Origin of the sequence: Nocardia rosealba (assembly GCF_020216065.1) — a bacterium.
Lineage (GTDB): Bacteria > Actinomycetota > Actinomycetes > Mycobacteriales > Mycobacteriaceae > Nocardia > Nocardia rosealba.
Genome location: NZ_JAIWNA010000005.1, coordinates 333856 through 356299, shown reverse-complemented (window position 1 = coordinate 356299; position 22444 = coordinate 333856). Strand labels below are relative to the sequence as shown.

Sequence of the window (22444 nt, the reverse complement as noted above, 5' to 3'; positions counted from 1 at the left end):
CTCGGGAACCTCTCCCGTTCCCCGGCCGTTTACCAGTGCAGCTGCACCAGCAGCCGAACTGCGCGATGTATCGACTAGACCGTACGCGGTAACGTGGCATGTCCGCATCCGAATCCCGCCGATCTCGACAGCTTCGCTAGGCACACCCCGGAGAAATAACCGGAAAGGACTGGGCCGTCCGGCCGACGCTCTATGAACCGCAAGACAGTGTTTCGCACCTTGGCGATCATCTCGGGCATCATGCTCATGATCTGGCTGTTCAGCTATCTCGGCGATGACACGCGCGGCTGGGAGAGTGTCGACACCTCCGTGGCGCTCAGTCAGCTGGAGAACAAGGACAACGTCAAGAACGTCCAGATCGACGACAAGGAGCAGCAGCTCCGCGTCGAACTGAACAACGGCAACGACGCGACCAAGAACAACGCCAAGATCGTCGCCAAGTACCCCGGCGGCGGCGAGACCTCCGCCAAGATCCTCGACGCGGTCCAGAAGTCGGGCGCCCCCTACGACACGGTGGTCAAGCAGGAGAGCTGGCTGTCGCAGCTGCTGCTGTTCATCGTGCCGATGGTGCTGCTGGTCGGCCTGTTCATCTTCGTGATGTCGCGCATGCAGGGCGGTGGTCGCGGCGGCATGATGGGCTTCGGTAAGTCCAAGGCCAAGCTGCTGTCCAAGGACATGCCCAAGACCACGTTCAAGGACGTGGCCGGAGCCGACGAGGCCGTCGAAGAGCTGTACGAGATCAAGGACTTCCTGCAGAATCCGGCCCGCTACCAGGCGCTCGGCGCGAAGATCCCGAAGGGCGTGCTGCTCTACGGTCCGCCCGGCACCGGTAAGACGCTGCTGGCCCGCGCGGTCGCCGGTGAGGCCGGTGTGCCGTTCTTCACCATCTCCGGTTCCGACTTCGTCGAGATGTTCGTCGGTGTCGGTGCCTCGCGTGTGCGTGACCTGTTCGAGCAGGCCAAGCAGAACAGCCCCTGCATCATCTTCGTCGACGAGATCGACGCGGTCGGTCGCCAGCGCGGCGCCGGCCTCGGCGGCGGTCACGACGAACGTGAGCAGACCCTCAACCAGTTGCTGGTCGAGATGGACGGCTTCGGCGACCGGTCCAACATCATCCTGATCGCGGCGACCAACCGCCCCGACATCCTCGATCCCGCGCTGCTCCGCCCCGGTCGTTTCGACCGGCAGATCCCGGTGGGCAACCCCGACCTGGCCGGGCGTCGCGCCATCCTTCGGGTGCACTCGGCGGGCAAGCCGATCGCCCAGGATGCCGACCTCGAGGGTCTGGCCAAGCGCACCGTCGGTATGTCCGGTGCCGATCTGGCCAACGTCATCAACGAGGCCGCGCTGCTCACCGCCCGTGAGAACGGGTCGGTCATCACCGGCGAATCGCTCGAGGAGTCGGTCGACCGCGTGATCGGTGGTCCGCGTCGCAAGAGCCGCATCATCAGCGAACACGAGAAGAAGATCACCGCCTACCACGAGGGCGGGCACACGCTCGCCGCGTGGGCGATGCCCGATATCGAGCCGGTCTACAAGGTCACCATCCTGGCGCGCGGCCGCACCGGCGGGCACGCCATGACGGTGCCCGAGGACGACAAGGGCCTGATGACCCGCTCGGAGATGATCTCGCGACTGGTCTTCGCGATGGGTGGCCGCGCGGCCGAGGAACTGGTGTTCCACGAGCCGACGACCGGTGCGTCGTCGGATATCGACCAGGCCACCAAGATCGCGCGCGGCATGGTCACCGAGTACGGCATGAGCGCCCGCCTCGGCGCGGTGCGCTACGGCCAGGAGCAGGGCGACCCGTTCCTCGGCCGCTCCATGGGCGTGCAGGCCGACTACTCACACGAGGTCGCCCGCGAGATCGACGAGGAGGTGCGCAACCTGATCGAGGCCGCGCACACCGAGGCGTGGTCGATCCTGAGCGAGTACCGCGAGCAGCTCGACGCGCTGGCCACGGCGCTGCTGGAACGCGAAACCCTGCACCGCAAGGACCTCGAGGAGGTTCTCGCCGGTGTGGAGAAGCGTCCGCGCATCACCGCCTTCAACGATTTCGGTGAGCGGCTGCCCTCGGACAAGCCGCCGGTGAAGACCCCGGGCGAGCTGGCGCTCGAGCGTGGCGAGCCGTGGCCGCCGGTGCAGCCCGCCCCCGTTCCGGTGCCCAACGGTGCCCCGCCGCAGCAGCCCAACGGCTACCCGGGCCAGCAGCCCTACGGTCAGCCTGCCCCGCCCGCCGGCGGATACCCGCTGCCCAACGCGCCCACCCAGGCGTTCCCGCGTCCGACGACGGGCACGCACGGTTCGCGTCCGGACTACGGCGCCCCGGCCGGCTGGTCCGCACCCGGCTGGCCGCCGCGCGAGGAACAGCAGCAGCCGCAGGGCCAGGGTGGTTGGTCACAGCCGCCCCAGCAGCAGGCGCCCCAGCACCAGCCGCGCCACGGCAGCGAGTTCGAGCCGTGGGGCGAGCAGCCGACCGCACCGCCGCAGCAGCCACCTGCGCGCGATGCGGACCCGGACACCAACGAATGGAACGGCCCGAACGGCCGTTGACGGACCTCCGTCGCGCCCGCCCGGTCGGTGCGCCGCCTGGAACAACACCGGGCGGCGCCCCGACCGGGCACGTGTCGTGGACGCGGACCATCGACACCGGGCCGAGCTGCTGCCGACGGCCACGCGCCAACTACGCTGGGATGTTCGAGCCGGATCGATTCGGCTCTGGTTGCCGTTCGAGCCGGGACTTTCCGGCTCTGGTGGCCCGACCACTGCCGGATCGGCCCGGCAGCGTTATGCCCCGGAGGTGTGGAGAAGTTGTCGGCCAATAGGAAAGTCGCTGAGCCGGCCGGGAACGGTTCGGGTTTCGACCCGGCCGGTGAGCTCGGTGAGACGAGCCCGGCCCAGCTGACGGCGCTGGCGACAGGCCGCGCGTTCGACCAGCAGCGCGCCGAGGACGCGGTGCGTGAACTGCTGCTCGCGGTCGGTGAGGACCCCGATCGCCCCGGCCTGGTCGACACCCCCGCCCGGGTGGCCCGCGCCTACCGCGAGATGTTCGCCGGCCTCTACACCGAGCCCGACGAGGTACTCGCCACCACCTTCGACGAGGGCCACCAGGAACTCGTGCTCGTGCGTGATATCCCCATGTTCTCCACCTGTGAGCACCACCTGGTGTCGTTCCACGGCGTCGCGCACGTCGGCTACATCCCCGGGCCGCACGGCCGGGTGACGGGCCTGTCGAAGCTGGCCCGCGTGGTCGACCTCTACGCCAAACGCCCCCAGGTACAGGAACGCCTCACCAGCCAGGTCGCCGACGCGGTGATGCGCAGGCTCGACCCGCGCGGCGCGATCGTGGTGATCGAGGCCGAACACCTGTGCATGGCGATGCGCGGTATCCGCAAGCCCGGCGCGAGCACCACCACCTCGGCGGTGCGTGGCATCTTACAGACCAATGCCGCCTCGCGATCCGAGGCGCTGGACCTGATCCTGCGCAAATGAACCAGCCCCTCGTGACCGCGCGGGGCGGCCGCTCGTGCGTGGTCATGGGCGTGGTGAACGTGACCGCCGATTCGTTCTCCGACGGTGGCCGCTATCTCGATCCCGACCTCGCGATCGCGCACGGTGTCGCCCTGTACGAGGCGGGCGCCGACATCGTCGATGTGGGTGGTGAGTCCACCAGGCCCGGCGCCGACCGCGTCGACCCGGCCACCGAGGCCGCACGGGTGGCGCCGGTGATCCGCGGGTTGGTCGCGGCGGGTGTACCGACCAGCGTCGACACCATGCGCGCCGAGGTCGCCGAGGCGGCGCTGGCCGCCGGTGTCGCCGTCGTCAACGACGTGTCCGGCGGGCGAGCCGACCCGGACATGGTCCGGGTGGTCGCCGACGCGGGTGTGCCGTGGATCCTCATGCACTGGCGTGCGGGCGCCGACTATCGCCACACCGGCCCGGCCGACCACTACGACGACGTGGTCGCCGAGGTGCGCGCCGAACTGCGCACCCAGGTTGACCTGGCCGTGGCCGCGGGTATCGCCGCCGACCGGTTGATCCTCGATCCCGGCCTCGGTTTCGCCAAGAACGCCGACCACAACTGGGCCCTGCTCGGTGCCCTTCCGGACCTGGTCGCCGACGGCCTGCCCATCCTGATCGGCGCGTCTCGCAAACGTTTCCTCGGCGCCCTGCTGGCCGACGAATCCGGCCCGCGCCCGCCCGACGGACGCGAGGTCGCCACCGCGACCGTCTCGGCGCTGGCCGCGACCCACGGCGCCTGGGGCGTGCGCGTCCACGACGTGCGCGCTTCGCTGGACGCCGTCACCGTTGTCGATGCGTGGCAGCGCGCCACCGCCGCCCGAGGAGCCGTCCGATGAACTCACCGCTGCTGCCCCCGCCCGCCGACCGGCCCGCGTCCTCGCGCATAGAACTGCGCGGGCTCACCGTGTTCGGCAGGCACGGCGTGTTCGATTTCGAGCGTCGCGACGGTCAGGAGTTCGTCGTCGACCTCACCGTGTGGGTCGATTTCGCGGCCGCCGCGGCCTCCGACGATCTGGCCGACACGGTCGACTACGGCGCTCTCGCCGAACGCGCCGTGCGCATCGTCGCGGGTCCGCCGCGCGATCTCATCGAAACGGTCGTCTCCGAGATCGCCGACGACGTGATGACCGACCCACGGATCGAAGCGGTCGAAGCGGTGCTGCACAAGCCGAAGGCGCCGATCCCGCACACCTTCACCGGTGTGCGCGTGGTCGCCACTCGCTACCGCACCGCGGTGCCGGAGCCGCGCCGATGACCCGTGCGGTGCTCTCGATCGGCGCCAACCTGGGCGACCGGCTCGCCAATCTGCGCAGCGTGCTCGACGCGCTGGGGGAGCGCACCCGCGCGGTGTCACCGGTGTACACCACGGCGCCGTGGGGTGGGGTGGCGCAGGACGACTATCTGAATGCCGTTGTGGTGGCCGAGGATCCGTCGTTCGACGACTACGACTGGTTGCGTTTCGGGCAGCGGCTCGAGCAGGCGGCGGGCCGGGTGCGTGAAGTGCGCTGGGGTGCCAGGACTCTCGACGTCGACATCGTGCAATGCGTCGACAGCGGCGAAGCCGTTGTGCGCGACAATGATCCGACGCTGATCCTGCCTCACCCCGAGGCGCACCATCGGGCATTCGTGCTGGTTCCGTGGCTCGATGTCGAACCCGATGCTCGGCTCTACGTCGACGGCGCCGAGGTGCCCGTCGCCGACCTGCTCGCCGCCGTCGACCCCGCCGAACGCGCGGGTGTGATCCGCACCGACCTGGTCCTCGGCGAAGGCGCCCGCCCGTGCTGAAACCGACCCGGCTGCTCGACCTCGCCCTGAATGTCGTGCTGGCCGCGGCCATCGCCTGGACTGCGACCCGCTTCGCCTACTCGACCTTTCCGTCCATCTCGGTGCTCGCAGGCGCCTCGCTGCTGCCGGTGGCCGGAATCGAGGCGGCGCTCGGGTTCGTCGTCAAGAACCGGATCGCCGAGCAGCGCATCGGCGACGGACCGGGTGAACTGCATCCGATCAATGTGGCGCGGGCGGCCGCGCTGGCCAAGGCGTCGTTGCAGGTCGGTTCGCTGGCGGCGGGCGTGTGGCTGGGCTTCCTGCTGTGGGTCTTCCCACAGAGCGGCACGGTCACGGCGGCGGCGTCGGATTCACCGGGCGCGGTGGTCGGTCTGCTCGCCGGTTCCGCCCTGGTTGCCGCGGCTTTGTGGCTCGAGTACTGCTGCCGCGCGCCCGACGAACCACCGGACGAACCGGCAACCACCTAGCAACTTGCGAATGGAATCACCCCCGTTGTCGGTGTGCCGACCAGCTGTTTCCGGCTACCCTGGCCACCATGGTTTCACCCTCCCGTAGCACCACGCCCCGTCGACGGCGGGACGACGCGGGAAAGCTCTTCATCGGCGCCCTACTTCTCCTCGGCCTGACAGCCAGCGTTTTCCTCGTCTTCAGCGACAATGTGCAATTCGTCCGGATCGGCCTGGTAGCGGCGCTGTGGGCGGCCGTGATCGGTGCCCTCGCGGCCACCCGATATCGAAAGGACGCGGCCGTCGACAAGGCCAAGGTGCGCGATCTGCAGACGGTGTACGAGTTGCAGCTCGAGCGGGAGATCAACGCCCGCCGCGAATACGAGATGGGCGTCGAGGCACGAGTGCGCGCCGAAGTGGGCGCCGACGCTTCCGAGATCGCGGCCCTGCGTGCGGAGCTCACGTTGCTGCGCCAGAACCTGCAGGTGCTGTTCGAAGGTGCCCTGCCCGATGACCAGCCTGCCCTGCAGGCCGACGCGGTCCGCATCGATGCGCTGCCGAGCGGCGCGACGGCCCATGCCGATTTCGACGCCTTCGACGAGGCGGAGCCCGAAATCGACGATAGCCACGAGGCTGCCGCGGCCGCCTGGTTCGGCCCCTGGCAGCAACCGCCCAGCGCCCTGAAGCCGGTTTTCATGCAGCCGGTGTCGGCCAATTTCGCCGACCCCTACGACGACCCGGTCACCGCCGAGACCTCGGCCGTGCAGCTCGACGAATACGCCGAGTCCCAGCAGTCGACCCCCGAACCCGAACCGGCCAAGTCGTCGTCGACCAAAACCCCACCCCCGCGCCTGTCGGCCCCCCACACCCGCAAGGTCGACAACGACGGCCGCCTCCTCGACCCCGAGCCCTCGGCCCCCACGTCGTCGAACGACGCGGACCCGTCTGCGACCCCGGCACCCACCGGCACCGACCCGTCGGCCACCCCGGCACCCACCGGCTACACCACCCCTGAGCCTCCGATCGAACAGCCTGCCGCGGCCACCACCACCGAATCCGGCTTCGAAGCCCCCCCGAACTCCGGCCCGGCACCCACCGGCACCGACCCGTCGGCCACCCCGGCCACCACCCCCACCGTCGGCACCAGCTCCCGCCGCCGCCGTCGCGCCGAATCCGAAGGCACCCGCCTCTCGGTAGCCGACATCATGGCCAACCTCCAATCGGAGTCCACCCGCACATAGCCGCACCAAGATCACCGTCCAGCGGGCCACCCACCCGAACCGCACCGCTGAATCCGCCGCGCACCCGCCCACTTCGGTGAGGACATGGGTAACTCACCGGGGACGGGCAACCGCAACCGCGCACATGGTCTGGCCACCGACGCAAGTCTCTCCGCGCATAAGCCTGGTCTGAATTCTCGGGGAGGCGGGTCAGTGAGGACATGGGTAACTCACCGGGGACGGGCAACCGCAACCGCGCACATGGTCTGGCCGCCGACGCACGTCACCCCGCCCCTGAGTCTGGCCTGAATTCCCGGAGAGGCGGGTGTGCTAGATCACGACAGGGGGGCGTGGCGGGGCGGGCGTAGGGCCCGTTATTCTCGACCCGTACGTCTGGTACCCGCACAGCGGGACTGGAACGCAATCGAGAGGACAATGTTGACCTCGAGAAGTGTCGATTCTGATGGCGCGAACTCAGGTGTCGATCCAGCGCCCGCACGGCTGACGGTGGGAATCGTCTCGGCGGGACGGGTGGGTTCGGCACTCGGTGTGGCGCTCGAGCGAGCCGGGCATGTGGTGTTCGGTGTCGCCGCGATCTCCGATGCCTCCGTGCACCGGGCGCGCACCCGGCTGCCCGATTCGCAGATCCTGCCGGTCGAGCAGGTGGCCCAGCGCAGCGAGTTGTTGCTGCTCGCCGTGCCCGATGCCGAGCTGGCCGGGTTGGTTCGTGGTCTGGCCTCGGCCGGTGTGGTCCGGCCGGGCACGATCGTCGCGCACACCTCCGGCGCCAACGGTGTCGGCGTGCTCGCCCCGCTCACCGAGCAGGGCGCCTTGGGCCTGGCGATCCATCCGGCGATGACCTTCACCGGTCACGACGAGGACATCGCCCGCCTCGCCAATGCCTGCTTCGGCATCACCGCCGCCGACGAGGTCGGCTACGCCATCGCCCAGGCGCTGGTGATCGAGATGGGTGGCGAGCCGGTGCGGATCGATGAGGACCAGCGCACGCTCTATCACGCGGCCCTCGCGCACGGCAGCAATCACCTGGTCACGCTCATCGTCGATGCGGTTTCGGCGCTGCGCGAAGCGATGTCGGGCCCGGGTCTGCTCGGCCAGCCGGTGGTCGACGAGCAACCGGGCGGTCTGCCCGAACGCCTCATCGGCCCGCTGGTCTCCGCCGCCCTCGACAACGCGTTGCGCCGTGGTCAGGCCGCGCTCACCGGCCCGGTCGCCCGGGGCGACGTGGACGCGGTCGCCGCACACCTGAATGCCGTCGAGTCGTTCGACGAACGCCTGGCCGCGTCGTATCGCGCCATGTCGTTGCGCACGGCCGAACTCGCACGGACCAATCCCGCTCTGCTCGAGCTGCTCGCCGAGAAAGGCCACTGATGGAACCCCGAGAAGTGCATCACCACCAGGGCGGCGCGCGGGCGACCGGCGCGTTCAAGTCCGGCGCGCTCACCGTGCACCACAGCCCCGAGGTGCTGTCGACGGTGGCCAAGGCGTTGCGCGGCGCGGGTCGCAGCATCGGTTTCGTGCCGACCATGGGCGCGCTGCACGAGGGCCACCTGCAGCTGGTGCGTCAGGCGCGGCTCACCAATCAGATCGTGATCGTGTCGATCTTCGTCAACCCGCTGCAGTTCGGCGCGGGCGAGGATCTCGACGCCTACCCGCGCACCCTCGACGCCGACCTCGAGCTGCTCGCGGCCGAGGGCGTCGATCTGGTGTTCGCGCCGTCGGCCAACGAGATGTACCCCGACGGTCCGCGCACCACCGTGCAGCCGGGCCCGCTCGGCGCCGAGCTCGAAGGCGGCAGCAGGCCGACGCATTTCGCGGGCATGCTCACCGTCGTCGCGAAACTGCTGCAGCTCACCCACGCCTCGGAGGCGTACTTCGGGGAGAAGGACTACCAGCAGCTCACCTTGATCCGCCAGATGGTCCGCGACCTGAACTTCGACGTGAAGATCGTCGCCTACCCGACGGTCCGCGAACCCGACGGTCTCGCCCTGTCCTCGCGCAACCGCTATCTCGATGCGGCGCAACGAGAATCGGCGCTCGCTCTGTCGGCCGCACTGGCCGCGGGCAGGCACGCCGCGGGCCTCGGCCCCGAGGGTGTCCTCGCCGCCGCCCGCGCCGTCCTCGACTCGGCCGACGGTGTCGAGGTCGACTACCTCGAACTGCGCGACTCCACCCTCGGCCCCGCCCCGGAAGCGGGCAACGCGCGTCTGCTCGTCGCGGCCAAGGTCGGCAGCACCCGCCTGATCGACAACGCACCCCTTGTTCTCGGCGCCCAGATCGACGGGCACCCCGACGCGAACTCCCTGCCTGCTCCGCAGGCGCACTGAGAAAGGCGAAGCCGATGCTGCGCACCATGATGACCTCGAAGATCCACCGTGCCACCGTGACCCACGCCGACCTGCACTACGTGGGTTCGGTGACCGTCGACCAGGATCTGCTCGACGCCGCGGGCCTGCTCGAGGGTGAGCAGGTGTGCATCGTCGACATCGACAACGGCGCCCGCCTCGAGACCTACGTGATCGCGGGCGAACGCGGTTCGGGTGTGATCGGGATCAACGGCGCCGCCGCACATCTCGTGCACCCCGGTGACTTGGTCATCCTCATCGCCTACGGCCAGCTCGACGAGGCCGAGCTGCGCGAGTACGCGCCGAAGGTAGTCTTCGTCGACGACCGCAACCGGCCCGTCGAGCTCGGCGCCGATCCCGCCCACGCGCCCGAGGGTTCCGGGCTCACCTCGCCGCGTTCCCTGTCGATCGCCTGATCGCGGCGGGGGTCGGACATGCTGCTGACGATCGACGTCCGCAACACCGCCATCGAACTCGGCCTGTTCTCCGGTCTCGGCGAGCACTCGAAACTGGTGCGGCACTGGCGCATTCACACGAACCCACTGCTCACCGCCGACGAGTTCGCGATGCAGGTGCGCGGTCTGGTCGGTGCCGATCTCGACCAGGTGGTCGGTGTCTCGGCGTTGTCGACGGTGCCGCCGGTGCTGCGGGAACTGCGCATCATGCTCGCCCGCTATTGGTCGCATGTGCCGAATGTGGTCGTGGAACCCGGTGTGCGGACCGGTATTCCGCTGCTGGTCGACAATCCCAAGGAGGTCGGCGCCGACCGCATCGTCAACTGCCTCGCCGCGTTCCGCCGGTTCGGCGGCCCGGCGATCGTCGTCGACTTCGGTACCGCCACCTGTGTCGACCTGGTCTCGGCCAAGGGCGAGTTCCTCGGTGGCGTGATCGCGCCGGGCGTCGAGGTGTCGACGGAGGCACTGGTCGAACGCAGTGCCTTGCGCCGCGTCGAACTGGCCAGGCCGCGCTCGGTGCTCGGTAAGAACACGATGGAGTGCATTCAATCCGGTGCCATTTTCGGTTTCGCCGGCCTGGTCGACGGATTGATCGACCGCATTCGCGACGAATTCGACGCGTTCGCCGGTACCGATGTCACCGTCGTCGCCACCGGAACGGGCGCGCCGCTGATCGTGCCGGAATCGGAAACGATCGACCAGCACGAACCGCATCTCACCCTCACCGGTCTGCGCCACGTCTACGAGCGCAACAAGAAGTGATCCAGGTCATTGGCTCGTCCACACGGGAGCCTGCTAAGCTCGCTCCCGTGTCTTTCCGTGTGAGCACCCAGGAGTGTTGTCGAGGCTGACCTGCCTCGACCGTTCGAGGCTGACGTTTTCCCCTCGACCGATTCTCACTCCTTGGAGATGCGCTCATGCGTTCTTCTGTTCTTTCCCTGGCGTCGGCCCGTGACGAATACTCCGCGACCCCGCCGCTCGACCGCGCGGTCGCCTCGGCCCTGCCCACCCGGCTGCGCCCCGCCGACCTGCTGCGTCTCACCGACGAGGGCGCCGAGGATGTCCTGGCCGGTCGCTACGACCATCTGCTGCCCGCCGACGGGCTCTGGCCGACCGAACAGCGCTGGGCCACCCGCCTGATCGCCGACGACGAGGTCGATGTCTGGCTCATCAGCTGGACGCCGGGGAAATCCACCGAATTGCACGACCACGCCGGTTCGCTCGGCGCGCTCACCGTGCTCAGCGGCGCGCTGTCGGAATTCCGCTGGAATGGCACCGAGTTACGCGAGCGCACCCTCGCCGCGGGCGATCAGGCGTCGTTTCCGATCGGCTGGGTCCACGATGTGGTCCGCGCCGCCGACGCGACGGCGGGCCCGCTCGATCCAACCCTCAGCGTGCACGCGTATTCGCCGCCGCTGACCGCCATGTCGTATTACGAGGTGACCGGCCACGGCACCCTGCGACGCACCGAAACCGTCCTCACCGACCAGCCCGAAGGTGATCTGTGATGAGCCGTTTGTCGATTGACCAGATGCTCGACAACGCACGCGCCAAGCTGCGCAGGCTGTATGTGTACGACGTCCCCGCCGCGCTGGCCCGAGGCGCCGTTCTGGTCGACATCCGCCCGGCCGCGCAGCGTGTTCGGGAGGGCTCGCTGCCGGGCGCGCTGGTGATCGAGCGCAATGTGCTGGAATGGCGGCTGGATCCCACGTCGTCGGCGCGGTTGTCGCTCGCGCGCGATCACGATGTGGAGTGGATCATTTTCTGCTCGGAGGGCTATACCTCCAGTTTGGCCGCGGCCTCGCTACAGGAACTCGGATTGCACCGCGCGACCGATCTGATCGGCGGTTATCAGGCGCTGAAGTCGGCGGGCATGCTCACCGTGGGCGTCGGGGTGCCGCACTTCGCCCGGGAAGTGGAGTCGCTGGCTTCGTTGTAACGGGCGGCGCACTGGTCCTTTCCGGTGCACGCTACTGTTATCGAATGTGAGCACCCCTAACTCCGCCGAGACCGGCCGCGCCGTCAGTTCCGCCGTGGACAGCGATGTCCCCGAGCAGATGCGGATTCGCCGGGACAAGCGTGAACGGCTGCTCGCCGGCGGTGGTGACGCCTATCCGGTGGTCGTGCCGCGCACGCACACGCTGGCCGAAATCCGTTCCGCCTACCCGGATCTCGAACCCGATACGCAAACCGGTCTGCAGGTCGGTGTCGCCGGCCGCGTCATTTTCGTCCGCAATACCGGCAAGCTGTGCTTTGCCACCCTGCAGGAGGGCGACGGAACCAAACTGCAGGCGATGATCAGCCTCAACGGCGTGGGCGCGGACGCGCTCGCGGCTTGGAAGTCCGATGTCGACCTCGGCGATTTCGTGTTCGTGCACGGTGAGGTCATCTCCTCGCGCACGGGCGAATTGAGCGTGATGGCCGACTCGTGGTCGATGGCGGCCAAGTCGCTTCGCCCGCTGCCGGTGGCGCACAAGGAAATGAACGAGGAATCGCGCGTCCGTCAGCGCTACGTCGACCTCATCGTGCGCCCCGAGGCCAGGGAAATGGCCCGTACCCGCGTGAACGTGGTCCGCGCGCTGCGCACCGCGCTCGAGCGCCGCGGCTTCCTCGAGGTCGAGACCCCGATGCTGCAGACCATCCACGGCGGTGCCGCCGCGCGCCCGTTCGTCACCCATTCCAATGCCCTCGACATGGACCTGTTCCTGCGTATCGCGCCGGAACTGTTCCTCAAGCGCTGCGTGGTCGGCGGCCTGGAGAAGGTCTTCGAGATCAACCGGAACTTCCGCAACGAAGGCGCCGACTCCACCCATTCGCCCGAGTTCGCGATGCTGGAAACGTACGAGGCCTACGGCACCTACGACGACTCGGCGACGATGATCCGGGAATTGGTCCAGGAAGTCGCACAAGAGGCATTCGGCACCCTCGTGGTGACTCTTGCCGACGGTACTGAATATGATCTGAGTGGCGAGTGGACGACGGTCGAGATGTATCCGTCGCTGTCGGAGTCGATCGGTGTGGAGGTCACTCCGGAAACGACTGTCGAGGAATTGCTGGCACTCGCCGAACGGGTCGGTCTGGAAATTCCGTCGGGCAAGGGCTACGGCCACGGGAAACTGGTCGAAGAACTCTGGGAACACGTCTATGGCGACAAGCTCTACGCGCCGACTTTCGTTCGCGACTTCCCCGTGGAGACCTCACCGCTGACCCGTCAGCATCGCAGCAAGGCAGGCGTTACGGAGAAGTGGGATCTCTATGTTCGCGGCTTCGAGTTGGCCACGGGCTATTCGGAGTTGGTCGATCCCGTCATCCAGCGGGAACGGTTCGTCGACCAGGCGCGCCTCGGCGCGGCGGGCGATGACGAGGCGATGGTGCTCGACGAAGACTTCCTCACCGCGATGGAACACGGTATGCCGCCGACCACCGGAACGGGTATGGGAATCGATCGCTTGTTGATGGCACTCACGGGTTTGGGAATCCGGGAAACGATCCTGTTCCCCATTGTGCGCCCGAGTAGTCGCTGACCTGTGAATTCGCGGGGCGAAGGCCTCGTGTTGGAAATTTCGCATTTCGGGGTATTCTTGCCTCGGGTATTCGGCCTGGAGGCAGGCTTGACGATTTCGAGAGGACGTTCATCTCATGGCAAAGAAGGTCACCGTTAGCCTGATCGACGATGTCGACGGTGAGTCCATCGCGGACGAAACCATCGAGTTCGCTATCGATGGGGTGTCGTACGAGATCGATCTGTCGGAGGCAAATGCGGCGCGCCTGCGCGAAGGCCTGGACGAGTGGGTCGCCAACGCGCGTCGCGTGAGTGGCCGTCGCCGGACCAAGGCCGCCGGTGCGCCGGCGCCGCAGGGCAAGAGCCGCGTTTCCATGGACCGCGAACAGAGCGCCGCAATTCGTGAATGGGCCCGTCGTAAGGGCCACAAGGTCTCCGCACGCGGCCGTATCTCGGCCGACATCACCGAGGCCTACAACAAAGAGGTCGGCAAGAGCTGAGATATTGGAGCGCTGGCGCGCTCGAGTCGGCGGCCCCTGCGGTCCCGACGATCAGGCATCGTGGCTTGCTCCTTCGTCGCCTACGCCACGGCGCCTGATCGTCGGGACGGCCGCCGACCGCCGCTTCGCGGCGATCCCTCCTCGAGGTCGGGATGTGCGGGGGCGGGGGCGCGGTCTGGAAAGATAGACTGATGGTTGTGCGCAAGGTGTTTCGAGTCTTGGGAGATGTGCGGTGAGCTCCTTTCTTCGGTACACCGACAACACCGGGCGCCAGCATGAATTGCCGCTGGACCCCGCGCAGCAGCGGATCACCATCGGGCGCAACGTTCAGGCCGATCTCGTGCTCGCGTGGGATGCCGAGGTGTCCCGGTTGCATGCTGCGGTAGAACACCTCGGTGCGCACTGGACGATCATCGACGACGGGCTGTCGCGCAACGGGACGTTCGTCAACGGTGAGCGGTTGGTCGGCAGGCGCAGGCTGAGCCCGGGCGACCGCATTCGTGTCGGCACCACGCTGGTGCATTTCTTCGATTTCGGTGGTGTCGTCGACGACGCCACGCATACCGCCTCCGGTTCCATCCCCACCATGCGTTCGCTGACCGAAACCCAGCGCGCGGTGCTGATCGCCCTGTGCCGTCCGTACAAGCACGGCACCGGATTCGCGACGCCCGCGTCGAACCAGCAGATCGCCGAGGAACTCTTCCTGTCGATCGACGCGATCAAAACCCACCTGCGTGCCCTTTTCGCGAAGTTCGGGGTGGAGAATCTGCCGCAGAACCAGAAGCGCACCCGGCTCGCCGCCCTCGCGATGCAGAGCGGAATGATCTCCGACCACGAGTTGTGAGCCTCGCGGTCGGCGGTGCGCGCCTCGCTTAGGTGGCCGAGCGTCTGAACGATGTCGGCGACGGCCGTCCTGCGGTTGACTGAGTCCTGTCACCGGAGTGCGACTCCGGATTCGAGTCAGGAGTTGGTTCCCATGTCGGCCATTCGTTTGTCCTCGCTGGTTCTCGCGATGCTCAGCACCGGCCTCGTCGCCGGTGTGTTCTACGCCTACGCGATCTCGGTGATGCCCGCCCTGGCGCGCACGGGAGATCGCACGCTGATCGAGGTCATGCAGAAGATCAACGTGGTGATCATCAACCCGTGGTTCATGTTCGGCTTCCTCGGTACGGTCGGCTTCACCGCACTCGCGGCCGCGCTGCACCTGGGCGGCGATCATCGCGCCACGCTGATCTGGATCGGAATCGCATTGGTGCTCAACGTGATCGCCTTCGCGGTCACCGCCGGGCAGAACGTGCCGCTCAACGATGCCCTGGCCGCGGCGGGTGATCCGGCGACGCTGGCCGATACCGCCTCGGTGCGCGCCGATTTCGAAGCGGCGTGGGTGCGCTGGAACATCCTGCGGGCGGTGCTGCACACGGCGGCGTTCCTGGTGCTGTGCGGTGCGCTGTTCGCCGCGGGTGTGCAGCAGGGCAAGTCGAACGCCGCCGCCGCGGTCCCGGGACAGAGCGTCTCCCACGCGCTGGTGCGCTGAATCGCTCCGTAGTGCCACGCGAAGGCTGGAACGTGTTCCATGATGACTGGAACACGTTCTAGCCAGGGGTGGTTCCATGCGAAGTAAGTCGATGCTCGTTCTAGCCGTCGCCATACTGCTCGGTCTCGTGGGGGCAGGTGGCGCGGCAGCCGGCCCCAACCCGGTCGACTACAACTTCTTCGCCGGTATAGCGCCCGAGCTGACGAATCCGGGCGGCGCGTTGCCCGGGGCGAACGACCCGAATTGTGTTCCCACACCGGAACATCCGAACCCGGTCGTCCTGCTGCACGGCACCGGCGGTGGGGCGCAGACGAATTGGGGCGTGTACGCCCCGCTGCTGGCCAACGAGGGCTACTGCGTGTTCACCCTCACCTACGGCGCGTACGCGCTGCCCTGGCCCGTCTCGGCCATCGGCGGGATGCGTCCCATCGAGCAGAGTGCGGCGGAGGTGTCGGCCTTCGTCGACGGTGTCCTCGCGCGCACCGGCGCCGAACGAGTCGACCTCGTCGCCCACTCGCAGGGCAATATCGTCGGCAACTACTACCTCAAGCGACTCGGCGGCGGGGAGAAGGTCGGCACGCTGGTCGGAATCGCGCCGCCCTGGCTCGGCACCAACGCGTTCGGCGCGGGCGATATCGCCCACTTCAGCCGGGCCCTCGGCGCGGGACCGGTCTTCGACGCCGCCACCGGCTCGCTGTGCCAGGCCTGCGCGCAGATGTTCAGCGGTTCGCCGTTCATGACCGCGCTCAATGCCGACGGGGTGTACGACCCGCGCGTCACCTACGTCAATATCGTCACGGTCCTCGACGAGCTCGTCGTGCCGCACACCTCGGGCCTGGTGCCCGGTCCCAACGCCACCTCGGTCGTCGTGCAGGACGGTTGCGCGCAGGACTGGTCCGAGCACATGGCCATCGCGGGCAGTCCGCGTGCCGCCGGTCACGCCCTCAACGCCCTCGATCCGGCCAGGCAGGCGCCCGTGCCGTGCGAGTTCGTGCCCCCGTTCACCGGCTGACGGCGATTTCGCTGTAGGCAAAACTGGAGCGGAAACGAATGCCGCGACGTGCGCGTTGTGAGTGAATGACCAAGTTGTCACCGGTCCCCAATAGGGTGGAGCGGCGACGGCGGAATCCCCTGCCAACTAGAGTGGATGGCGGGGGCCGCAACCCCCGGGCTTCATGGCAGGCTGACGGCGACAGTTGTCGCCTCCGGCGCCCAAGGTTGTACCGAGCACACAGCGGCGTCTGTTGCCAGAATGTCGGAGCAGGAGAGTGAGGGAGCGATGTTCGAGAGGTTCACCGACCGCGCGAGGCGTGTCGTTGTCCTGGCCCAAGAAGAGGCCCGGATGCTCAACCACAACTACATCGGCACCGAGCACATCCTGCTTGGGTTGATCCACGAGGGCGAGGGCGTGGCGGCGAAGTCGCTGGAGTCCCTTGGCATCTCGCTGGAGGGTGTGCGCAGCCAGGTCGAGGAGATCATCGGGCAGGGCCAGCAGGCTCCGTCCGGTCACATCCCCTTCACCCCGCGTGCGAAAAAGGTGCTGGAACTGAGTCTGCGCGAGGCGCTGCAGCTCGGTCACAACTACATCGGCACCGAGCACATCCTGCTCGGCCTCATCCGTGAGGGTGAGGGCGTCGCGGCCCAGGTGCTCGTCAAGCTCGGCGCCGACCTGAACCGGGTCCGTCAGCAGGTCATCCAGCTGCTGTCCGGGTACCAGGGCAAGGAGCCCGTCGAGGGCACCGGCTCGCGCGGTGAGGCGGGTACGCCGTCCACCTCGCTGGTGCTCGACCAGTTCGGTCGCAATCTCACGCAGGCGGCGCTGGAAGGCAAGCTCGACCCCGTCATCGGCCGCTCGAAGGAGATCGAGCGCGTCATGCAGGTGCTGAGCCGCCGCACCAAGAACAACCCGGTGCTGATCGGTGAGCCCGGTGTCGGTAAGACCGCCGTCGTCGAGGGCCTGGCACAGGCCATCGTCAACGGTGAGGTCCCCGAGACCCTCAAGGACAAGCAGCTCTACACCCTCGACCTGGGTTCCCTGGTCGCGGGCAGCCGCTACCGCGGTGACTTCGAAGAGCGCCTCAAGAAGGTGCTCAAGGAGATCAACACCCGCGGCGACATCATCCTGTTCATCGACGAGCTGCACACGCTCGTCGGCGCGGGTGCTGCCGAAGGCGCCATCGATGCGGCCTCGATCCTGAAGCCGAAGCTGGCCCGTGGCGAGCTGCAGACCATCGGTGCCACCACCCTCGACGAGTACCGCAAGTACATCGAGAAGGACGCCGCCCTGGAACGCCGTTTCCAGCCGGTGCAGGTGGGCGAGCCGACCGTCGAGCACACCATCAACATCCTCAAGGGCCTGCGCGACCGCTACGAGGCGCACCACCGGGTCTCCATCACCGATGGCGCTCTCGTGGCCGCCGCGACGCTGGCCGACCGCTACATCAACGACCGGTTCCTGCCGGACAAGGCGATCGACCTCATCGACGAGGCGGGCGCGCGGATGCGTATCCGCCGGATGACCGCGCCGCCGGACCTGCGCGAGTTCGACGACAAGATCGCCGATGCCCGTCGCGAGAAGGAAAGCGCGATCGACGCGCAGGACTTCGAGAAGGCCGCGCGCCTGCGCGACAAGGAGAAGCAGCTCGTCGCCAAGCGCGCCGAGCGGGAGAAGCAGTGGCGTTCGGGTGACCTGGACGTCGTGGCCGAGGTCGACGACGAGCAGATCGCGGAGGTGCTGGCCAACTGGACCGGTATCCCCGTCTTCAAGCTCACCGAGGAGGAGACCACTCGTCTGCTCCGCATGGAGGACGAGCTGCACAAGCGGATCATCGGCCAGGAGGATGCCGTCAAGGCCGTCTCCAAGGCGATCCGCCGCACTCGCGCCGGCCTGAAGGATCCGAAGCGTCCGTCCGGTTCGTTCATCTTCGCCGGTCCGTCCGGTGTCGGTAAGACCGAGCTGTCCAAGGCGCTGGCGAACTTCCTGTTCGGCGACGACGACGCGCTCATCCAGATCGACATGGGCGAGTTCCACGACCGCTTCACCGCTTCTCGTCTGTTCGGTGCCCCTCCCGGGTACGTGGGCTACGAGGAGGGCGGCCAGCTCACCGAAAAGGTGCGGCGCAAGCCGTTCTCGGTGGTGCTGTTCGACGAGATCGAGAAGGCGCACCAGGAGATCTACAACACCCTCCTGCAGGTGCTCGAGGACGGCCGTCTCACCGACGGTCAGGGTCGTACGGTCGACTTCAAGAACACCGTGCTGATCTTCACCTCGAACCTGGGCACCTCCGACATCTCCAAGGCTGTCGGCCTGGGCTTCACCCAGTCCAACGCCGAGGGCTCGAACTACGAGCGGATGAAGCTCAAGGTCAACGACGAGCTGAAGAAGCACTTCCGCCCCGAGTTCCTCAACCGCATCGACGACGTGATCGTCTTCCACCAGCTCACCAGCGAGCAGATCGTGCAGATGGTGGACCTGATGATCAACCGTGTCGCCAAGGCGCTGAAGAACAAGGACATGGCGATCGAGCTGACCGACCAGGCCAAGAGCCTGCTCGCCAAGCGCGGTTTCGACCCGGTCCTGGGTGCGCGTCCGCTGCGTCGCACGATCCAGCGCGAGATCGAGGACCAGCTGTCGGAGAAGATCCTCTTCGGCGAGATCGGCGCGGGCCAGACCATCACGGTCGGCGTCGAGAACTGGGACGGCGAAGGCCAGGGCGAAGACGCCAAGTTCACCTTCACCGGCAAGACGAAGCTGACCAAGGCACCCACGGGCGACGACAAGCCCGAGGTCGTCCTCACCGGAGCAGCCGAGGGCACCGCCCCCGACACCGCCGCCTCCGGCGAGTAACCAGCTGAACGAAAAGCCCACCTTCTGAACTCGGAAGGTGGGCTTTTTCGTTGCCGAGCGGTCATTGGAACAGCGCGACGGCTTGAGAGTTCTGTTCGGCGGCGAAGATGAAGAAGGTGCGGAGTGTTTCGTAGTTTTCGCGGAGGAATTCTCGGCAGAAATCGGTATCCCAGATTTCGGGGTAGACGTCGTTGTCGCCCATGGCTGCCGGGTCGAAATGTCGTTCGAGGACGCTGTAGGGCGTGGCTGTGAGGGTGTGGGCGGCGGTGATGATCTCGGCGGCTGTCCATATCTTGGTTGCGCCGTCGCCCGCCCAGGGATCGAGGTCGCCGAAGAGGTCGAGGTCGATATTCGCGGCCTCGAGCAGGTAGCGCAGGCCGTCCCAGGCCTTGTCGATGTCGCCGGCCGGTTCGCCGGGGTGGTCGAGCTGGTCGATCAGGTCGAGGGCGGCTTCGGCATCGGCGGTGATGCGGGCGGCGTCGGCGTCGGAAATTCGGTGGAATGCGAGAACTGGGCCCATGGGAGCGAAGGTAGGAATGCGAACTTGGAGATACCTTTCGAGCCGCTTTTCACGGCCTCCGGCAGGTGAATTCGCGGCGTACCGTGGGTTGGGCCAGGCCACACGACACGGGGGTGTTCACGCACATGACTGATTCCGATCGCACGCTCATCGCTGTTCTGCTCGACCGTTCCGGTTCGATGCAGACGATCAAGGCCGATACCGAAGGTGGGTTGGCCGCGTATTTCGAGCAGCAGCGGGAGGTGCCGAAGCGGATCGAGGTGACCTTGGCGCAATTCGACACCACCTACGAGGTGGTCTATTCGAATGTGCCGCTGGATCAGGTGCCTCCGCCGAATCTGCTGCCGCGTGGCGGGACCGCGCTGTACGACGCCGTCGGCAAACTCGTCACCAGCGTCGGCGAGGAGCTCGCGGCCCGCCCCGAGCACGAGCGCCCCGGCACCGTGATCGTCGTCGTCCTCACCGACGGCCACGAGAACTCCAGCCGCGAATGGACCCACGCGGCGGTCAAGTCCCTCATCACCCAGCAACAGGAGGTCTACAACTGGACCTTCGTCTTCCTCGGCGCCAACATGGACGCCGTCGAAGTAGGTTCCAACCTGGGCTTCGACCCCGGCTCCTCCATCACCTACGCCCCCGTCGCAGGCGGCGTCCGCGGCGCCTTCGACGCCCTCTCGGCCTACTCGGCCCGCGCCCAAGCTGCCCCCGCCGGAATGGCCCGCCGCGCCCGCTTCTCCGAGGACGAACGCCGCCGAGCGGGTACGGACCGCTGACCCGAAGACACTACTGCCAGCCGGGGCGGACGAGGCCGGATTCGTAGGCGAGGACTACGAGTTGGGTGCGGTCGCGGGCGGCCAGTTTGGTGAGGATGCGGCTGACGTGGGTGCGGGCGGTGGCGGGGCTGAGGTAGAGGCGGGCGGCGATTTCGGCGTTGGTGAGGCCCTCGGCCACCAGGGTGAGGACCTCGCGTTCGCGGTCGGTGAGGTCGGCGAGGGCGGGTGGGGGTGGTTGTTTGGCGTGGGTGGCGAATTCGGTGAGCAGGCGACGGGTGACGCCGGGGGACAGGAGCGCGTCGCCCGCCGCGACGACCCGGACGGCGCGGAGCAGGTCGGCGGGTTCGGTGTGTTTCACCAGGAAACCCGTGGCACCGGCGCGGATCGCCTCGAAGACGTACTCGTCGAGTTCGAAGGTGGTGAGCACGACGACGCGCACGTCGGCTAGCTGCGCGTCGTCGGCGATCATGCGGGTGGCGGCCAGCCCGTCGAGGACGGGCATGCGGATATCCATCAGCACCACCGAGGGCTCCAGCGTGCGTGTCATCCGCACGGCCTGCTCGCCGTTCTCGGCCTCGCCGACCACCTCGATATCGTCCTGGGCGTCGAGCAGTGCGACGAAACCACCGCGCACCAGCGCCTGATCGTCGGCGACAAGCACCCGGATCATGTCTCTGCCCCGGCCGGCCGGGAGGGCAACCGCGCGGCCACCCGGAACCCACCGGACGGCCGGGGTCCGGCGGTGAGCGCCCCGCCGAGCGCATGCGCCCGTTCCCGCATGCCGATGATCCCGTTTCCGCCGACCCCGGTGCGCACGGCGGTACCGGTAGGGCGGGTGTTGTCGACGGTGATGTCGACCGTTTCGGGCGTGTAGCGCAGGGTGATCATCGCCGTGGACCCCGGTGCGTGGCGCACCACATTGGTCAGCGATTCCTGGATGATCCTGGCGGCGGCCACGTCGATCACGCTCGGCAGCTTCTTGGGTGTGCCGATGACCTTGGTGTCGACGGGCAGGCCGGTCGCCCTGGTCCGTTGCAGCAGGGTGTCGAGGTCGTCGAGGGTCGGTGCCGGGGCACGCGGTGCGGGTGCCGGAACCGGCTCGGCCGCAGGGGTTTCGGGGTATTCGGGGGCGACGGGTGCGCCGCTGCGGATCGCGTGCAGCAGCGTGTGCACCTCGGTCAGCGCTTCTTTGGAGGTGGTTTTGATCGTCGCCAGCGCGGCGGCGGCCTGCTGTGGTTTGCGGTCGAACAGTTCCAGCGCCACCGAGGATTGCACATTGATCAGCGAAAGGCTGTGTGCCAGGACGTCATGCAGCTCGCGGGCGATGGCGAGCCGTTCCTCGGACGCGGCCCGCGCCTGCTGGGCCTGTTCGTCGCGTTGCGCCGCCTCGGCCCGCTCTCGGCGCGCGAGCACCACCGTGCGCCGCTGACGTATTCCCTCGGCGATTCCGACCAGCACACTGAGCCAGGCCAGCAGGCCGAAAACCTGCCAGCCGTTGGTGTCGCGGCCGAGCAGGGCGGGCAGCGGCCACACCATCGTCAGGTAGCCGACGACGACCAAAGGGTAAGTGCGCCAGCGTGATCCGTGTACCGCAGCCGTGAGGAACGCGATGATGAGGGAAAGGAAGATCGGCCCGTACCCGTAGTCGCGCAGCACGTAGGACACGGCGGCGAGCAAGGCCACCACCAGCACCGGCTCGGGGAGCAACCGCCGGAAGCCGAGCGCGATCGGCCCGGCCAGCAGCAACAGATACGCGAACGCGTCGAGCGATCGCACCCCGGTCTGCTGCGCGTTCGCCCCGGAACTGCCTGCCAGCTGCACTATCGCGACCACCACCGCCAGCCCCCAGTCCCGGACGGCCGCGTCACGCTCCCACTTCGCTCCCACCCACGCAACCCTATTGCGTCACCCGGGCAGAAGCGTCGGCCTACGCACGTATTTTTCCCGGACCCCCGCGTACATCGCGCGACGTAGGCC

At 67.8% G+C, this 22444-nt stretch carries 23 protein-coding genes; 20 read left to right on the top strand and 3 right to left on the bottom strand.

Features of this window, described 5'->3' with window-relative positions:
* Positions 1-192: 192 nt before the first annotated feature.
* The 19 genes from ftsH (at position 193) to LDL21_RS20690 (ending at position 19174) form a co-directional block, all read left to right on the top strand.
* Positions 193-2553: an ATP-dependent zinc metalloprotease FtsH gene (gene ftsH, locus LDL21_RS20780; RefSeq protein ID WP_225281395.1), complete on the top strand. Its 2361-nt coding sequence runs from the start codon at positions 193-195 to the stop codon at positions 2551-2553.
* Between the two features lie 348 nt (positions 2554-2901).
* Complete coding sequence (folE, locus tag LDL21_RS20775; RefSeq protein ID WP_225281477.1) at positions 2902-3492, top strand: GTP cyclohydrolase I FolE; 591 nt, start codon at positions 2902-2904, stop codon at positions 3490-3492.
* Positions 3489-4358, top strand: a complete 870-nt coding sequence (gene folP, locus LDL21_RS20770) for a dihydropteroate synthase (protein WP_225281394.1) — start codon at positions 3489-3491, stop codon at positions 4356-4358. Before folE ends, folP begins: the two co-directional genes overlap by 4 nt.
* Positions 4355-4777 carry a dihydroneopterin aldolase gene (gene folB, locus LDL21_RS20765; RefSeq protein ID WP_225281393.1) on the top strand — a complete coding sequence of 141 codons (423 nt, stop codon included), beginning with the start codon at positions 4355-4357 and terminating at the stop codon, positions 4775-4777. Before folP ends, folB begins: the two co-directional genes overlap by 4 nt.
* A complete protein-coding gene (gene folK / locus LDL21_RS20760; protein WP_225281392.1) occupies positions 4774-5307 on the top strand; it encodes a 2-amino-4-hydroxy-6-hydroxymethyldihydropteridine diphosphokinase in 534 nt (177 codons plus the stop codon). Before folB ends, folK begins: the two co-directional genes overlap by 4 nt.
* Positions 5301-5774 carry a DUF3180 domain-containing protein gene (locus LDL21_RS20755; protein ID WP_067640545.1) on the top strand — a complete coding sequence of 158 codons (474 nt, stop codon included), beginning with the start codon at positions 5301-5303 and terminating at the stop codon, positions 5772-5774. Before folK ends, LDL21_RS20755 begins: the two co-directional genes overlap by 7 nt.
* A gap of 68 nt (positions 5775-5842) precedes the next feature.
* A complete protein-coding gene (locus tag LDL21_RS20750) occupies positions 5843-6994 on the top strand; it encodes a DUF6779 domain-containing protein (RefSeq protein WP_225281391.1) in 1152 nt (383 codons plus the stop codon).
* Positions 6995-7408: 414 nt separating this feature from the next.
* Positions 7409-8362, top strand: a complete 954-nt coding sequence (locus LDL21_RS20745; RefSeq protein WP_225281390.1) for a Rossmann-like and DUF2520 domain-containing protein — start codon at positions 7409-7411, stop codon at positions 8360-8362.
* Complete coding sequence (gene panC / locus LDL21_RS20740; protein WP_225281389.1) at positions 8362-9318, top strand: pantoate--beta-alanine ligase; 957 nt, start codon at positions 8362-8364, stop codon at positions 9316-9318. Before LDL21_RS20745 ends, panC begins: the two co-directional genes overlap by 1 nt.
* Positions 9319-9332: 14 nt before the next feature.
* A complete protein-coding gene (gene panD, locus LDL21_RS20735) occupies positions 9333-9752 on the top strand; it encodes an aspartate 1-decarboxylase (protein ID WP_067640553.1) in 420 nt (139 codons plus the stop codon).
* Positions 9753-9770: 18 nt separating this feature from the next.
* Entirely contained in the window at positions 9771-10553 is a 783-nt protein-coding gene (locus tag LDL21_RS20730) for a type III pantothenate kinase (RefSeq protein ID WP_181700792.1), read from the top strand.
* A 155-nt stretch (positions 10554-10708) separates the two neighbouring features.
* Positions 10709-11299: a cysteine dioxygenase gene (locus tag LDL21_RS20725; RefSeq protein WP_225281388.1), complete on the top strand. Its 591-nt coding sequence runs from the start codon at positions 10709-10711 to the stop codon at positions 11297-11299.
* Positions 11299-11730, top strand: a complete 432-nt coding sequence (locus LDL21_RS20720) for a rhodanese-like domain-containing protein (RefSeq protein WP_181700794.1) — start codon at positions 11299-11301, stop codon at positions 11728-11730. Before LDL21_RS20725 ends, LDL21_RS20720 begins: the two co-directional genes overlap by 1 nt.
* A 118-nt stretch (positions 11731-11848) precedes the next feature.
* Positions 11849-13315: a lysine--tRNA ligase gene (lysS, locus tag LDL21_RS20715; protein ID WP_181700838.1), complete on the top strand. Its 1467-nt coding sequence runs from the start codon at positions 11849-11851 to the stop codon at positions 13313-13315.
* Between the two features lie 115 nt (positions 13316-13430).
* Entirely contained in the window at positions 13431-13793 is a 363-nt protein-coding gene (locus LDL21_RS20710; protein WP_181700796.1) for a histone-like nucleoid-structuring protein Lsr2, read from the top strand.
* A 232-nt stretch (positions 13794-14025) separates the two neighbouring features.
* Positions 14026-14637 carry an FHA domain-containing protein gene (locus LDL21_RS20705; RefSeq protein WP_225281387.1) on the top strand — a complete coding sequence of 204 codons (612 nt, stop codon included), beginning with the start codon at positions 14026-14028 and terminating at the stop codon, positions 14635-14637.
* A 132-nt stretch (positions 14638-14769) separates the two neighbouring features.
* Positions 14770-15327, top strand: coding sequence for an anthrone oxygenase family protein (locus tag LDL21_RS20700; protein ID WP_225281386.1), 558 nt, complete (start codon positions 14770-14772; stop codon positions 15325-15327).
* A gap of 76 nt (positions 15328-15403) precedes the next feature.
* A complete protein-coding gene (locus LDL21_RS20695; RefSeq protein ID WP_225281385.1) occupies positions 15404-16339 on the top strand; it encodes an esterase/lipase family protein in 936 nt (311 codons plus the stop codon).
* A 267-nt stretch (positions 16340-16606) separates the two neighbouring features.
* A complete protein-coding gene (locus tag LDL21_RS20690) occupies positions 16607-19174 on the top strand; it encodes an ATP-dependent Clp protease ATP-binding subunit (RefSeq protein ID WP_181700802.1) in 2568 nt (855 codons plus the stop codon).
* Between the two features lie 61 nt (positions 19175-19235).
* Here the strand turns inward: LDL21_RS20690 and LDL21_RS20685 are convergent, their stop codons facing one another.
* Positions 19236-19694 carry a DUF1877 family protein gene (locus LDL21_RS20685; protein WP_225281384.1) on the bottom strand — a complete coding sequence of 153 codons (459 nt, stop codon included), beginning with the start codon at positions 19692-19694 and terminating at the stop codon, positions 19236-19238.
* A gap of 125 nt (positions 19695-19819) precedes the next feature.
* Here LDL21_RS20685 and LDL21_RS20680 point away from each other — a divergent pair, with 125 nt between their 5' ends.
* Positions 19820-20467, top strand: a complete 648-nt coding sequence (locus LDL21_RS20680; protein ID WP_225281383.1) for a vWA domain-containing protein — start codon at positions 19820-19822, stop codon at positions 20465-20467.
* Positions 20468-20477: 10 nt separating this feature from the next.
* Here LDL21_RS20680 and LDL21_RS20675 read toward each other — a convergent pair whose 3' ends face one another.
* A complete protein-coding gene (locus tag LDL21_RS20675; protein ID WP_181700807.1) occupies positions 20478-21137 on the bottom strand; it encodes a response regulator in 660 nt (219 codons plus the stop codon).
* The gene (locus tag LDL21_RS20670) at positions 21134-22354 is read right to left on the bottom strand and encodes a sensor histidine kinase (protein WP_225281382.1); all 1221 of its coding nucleotides are present in this window, start codon (positions 22352-22354) and stop codon (positions 21134-21136) included. Before LDL21_RS20670 ends, LDL21_RS20675 begins: the two co-directional genes overlap by 4 nt.
* Between the last annotated feature and the right edge of the window lie 90 nt (positions 22355-22444).

Coding starts and splice junctions, on each gene's coding strand:
- LDL21_RS20745 (WP_225281390.1), top strand. CDS start 7,409: ATGTTGACCTCGAGAAGTGTCGATTCTGATGGCGCGAACTCAGGTGTC.
- ftsH (WP_225281395.1), top strand. CDS start 193: ATGAACCGCAAGACAGTGTTTCGCACCTTGGCGATCATCTCGGGCATC.
- panD (WP_067640553.1), top strand. CDS start 9,333: ATGCTGCGCACCATGATGACCTCGAAGATCCACCGTGCCACCGTGACC.
- panC (WP_225281389.1), top strand. CDS start 8,362: ATGGAACCCCGAGAAGTGCATCACCACCAGGGCGGCGCGCGGGCGACC.
- LDL21_RS20675 (WP_181700807.1), bottom strand. CDS start 21,137: ATGATCCGGGTGCTTGTCGCCGACGATCAGGCGCTGGTGCGCGGTGGT.
- LDL21_RS20695 (WP_225281385.1), top strand. CDS start 15,404: ATGCGAAGTAAGTCGATGCTCGTTCTAGCCGTCGCCATACTGCTCGGT.
- LDL21_RS20720 (WP_181700794.1), top strand. CDS start 11,299: ATGAGCCGTTTGTCGATTGACCAGATGCTCGACAACGCACGCGCCAAG.
- LDL21_RS20730 (WP_181700792.1), top strand. CDS start 9,771: ATGCTGCTGACGATCGACGTCCGCAACACCGCCATCGAACTCGGCCTG.
- folK (WP_225281392.1), top strand. CDS start 4,774: ATGACCCGTGCGGTGCTCTCGATCGGCGCCAACCTGGGCGACCGGCTC.
- LDL21_RS20690 (WP_181700802.1), top strand. CDS start 16,607: ATGTTCGAGAGGTTCACCGACCGCGCGAGGCGTGTCGTTGTCCTGGCC.
- LDL21_RS20710 (WP_181700796.1), top strand. CDS start 13,431: ATGGCAAAGAAGGTCACCGTTAGCCTGATCGACGATGTCGACGGTGAG.
- LDL21_RS20680 (WP_225281383.1), top strand. CDS start 19,820: ATGACTGATTCCGATCGCACGCTCATCGCTGTTCTGCTCGACCGTTCC.
- LDL21_RS20685 (WP_225281384.1), bottom strand. CDS start 19,694: ATGGGCCCAGTTCTCGCATTCCACCGAATTTCCGACGCCGACGCCGCC.
- folP (WP_225281394.1), top strand. CDS start 3,489: ATGAACCAGCCCCTCGTGACCGCGCGGGGCGGCCGCTCGTGCGTGGTC.
- LDL21_RS20700 (WP_225281386.1), top strand. CDS start 14,770: ATGTCGGCCATTCGTTTGTCCTCGCTGGTTCTCGCGATGCTCAGCACC.
- lysS (WP_181700838.1), top strand. CDS start 11,849: ATGCGGATTCGCCGGGACAAGCGTGAACGGCTGCTCGCCGGCGGTGGT.
- LDL21_RS20750 (WP_225281391.1), top strand. CDS start 5,843: ATGGTTTCACCCTCCCGTAGCACCACGCCCCGTCGACGGCGGGACGAC.
- folB (WP_225281393.1), top strand. CDS start 4,355: ATGAACTCACCGCTGCTGCCCCCGCCCGCCGACCGGCCCGCGTCCTCG.
- LDL21_RS20725 (WP_225281388.1), top strand. CDS start 10,709: ATGCGTTCTTCTGTTCTTTCCCTGGCGTCGGCCCGTGACGAATACTCC.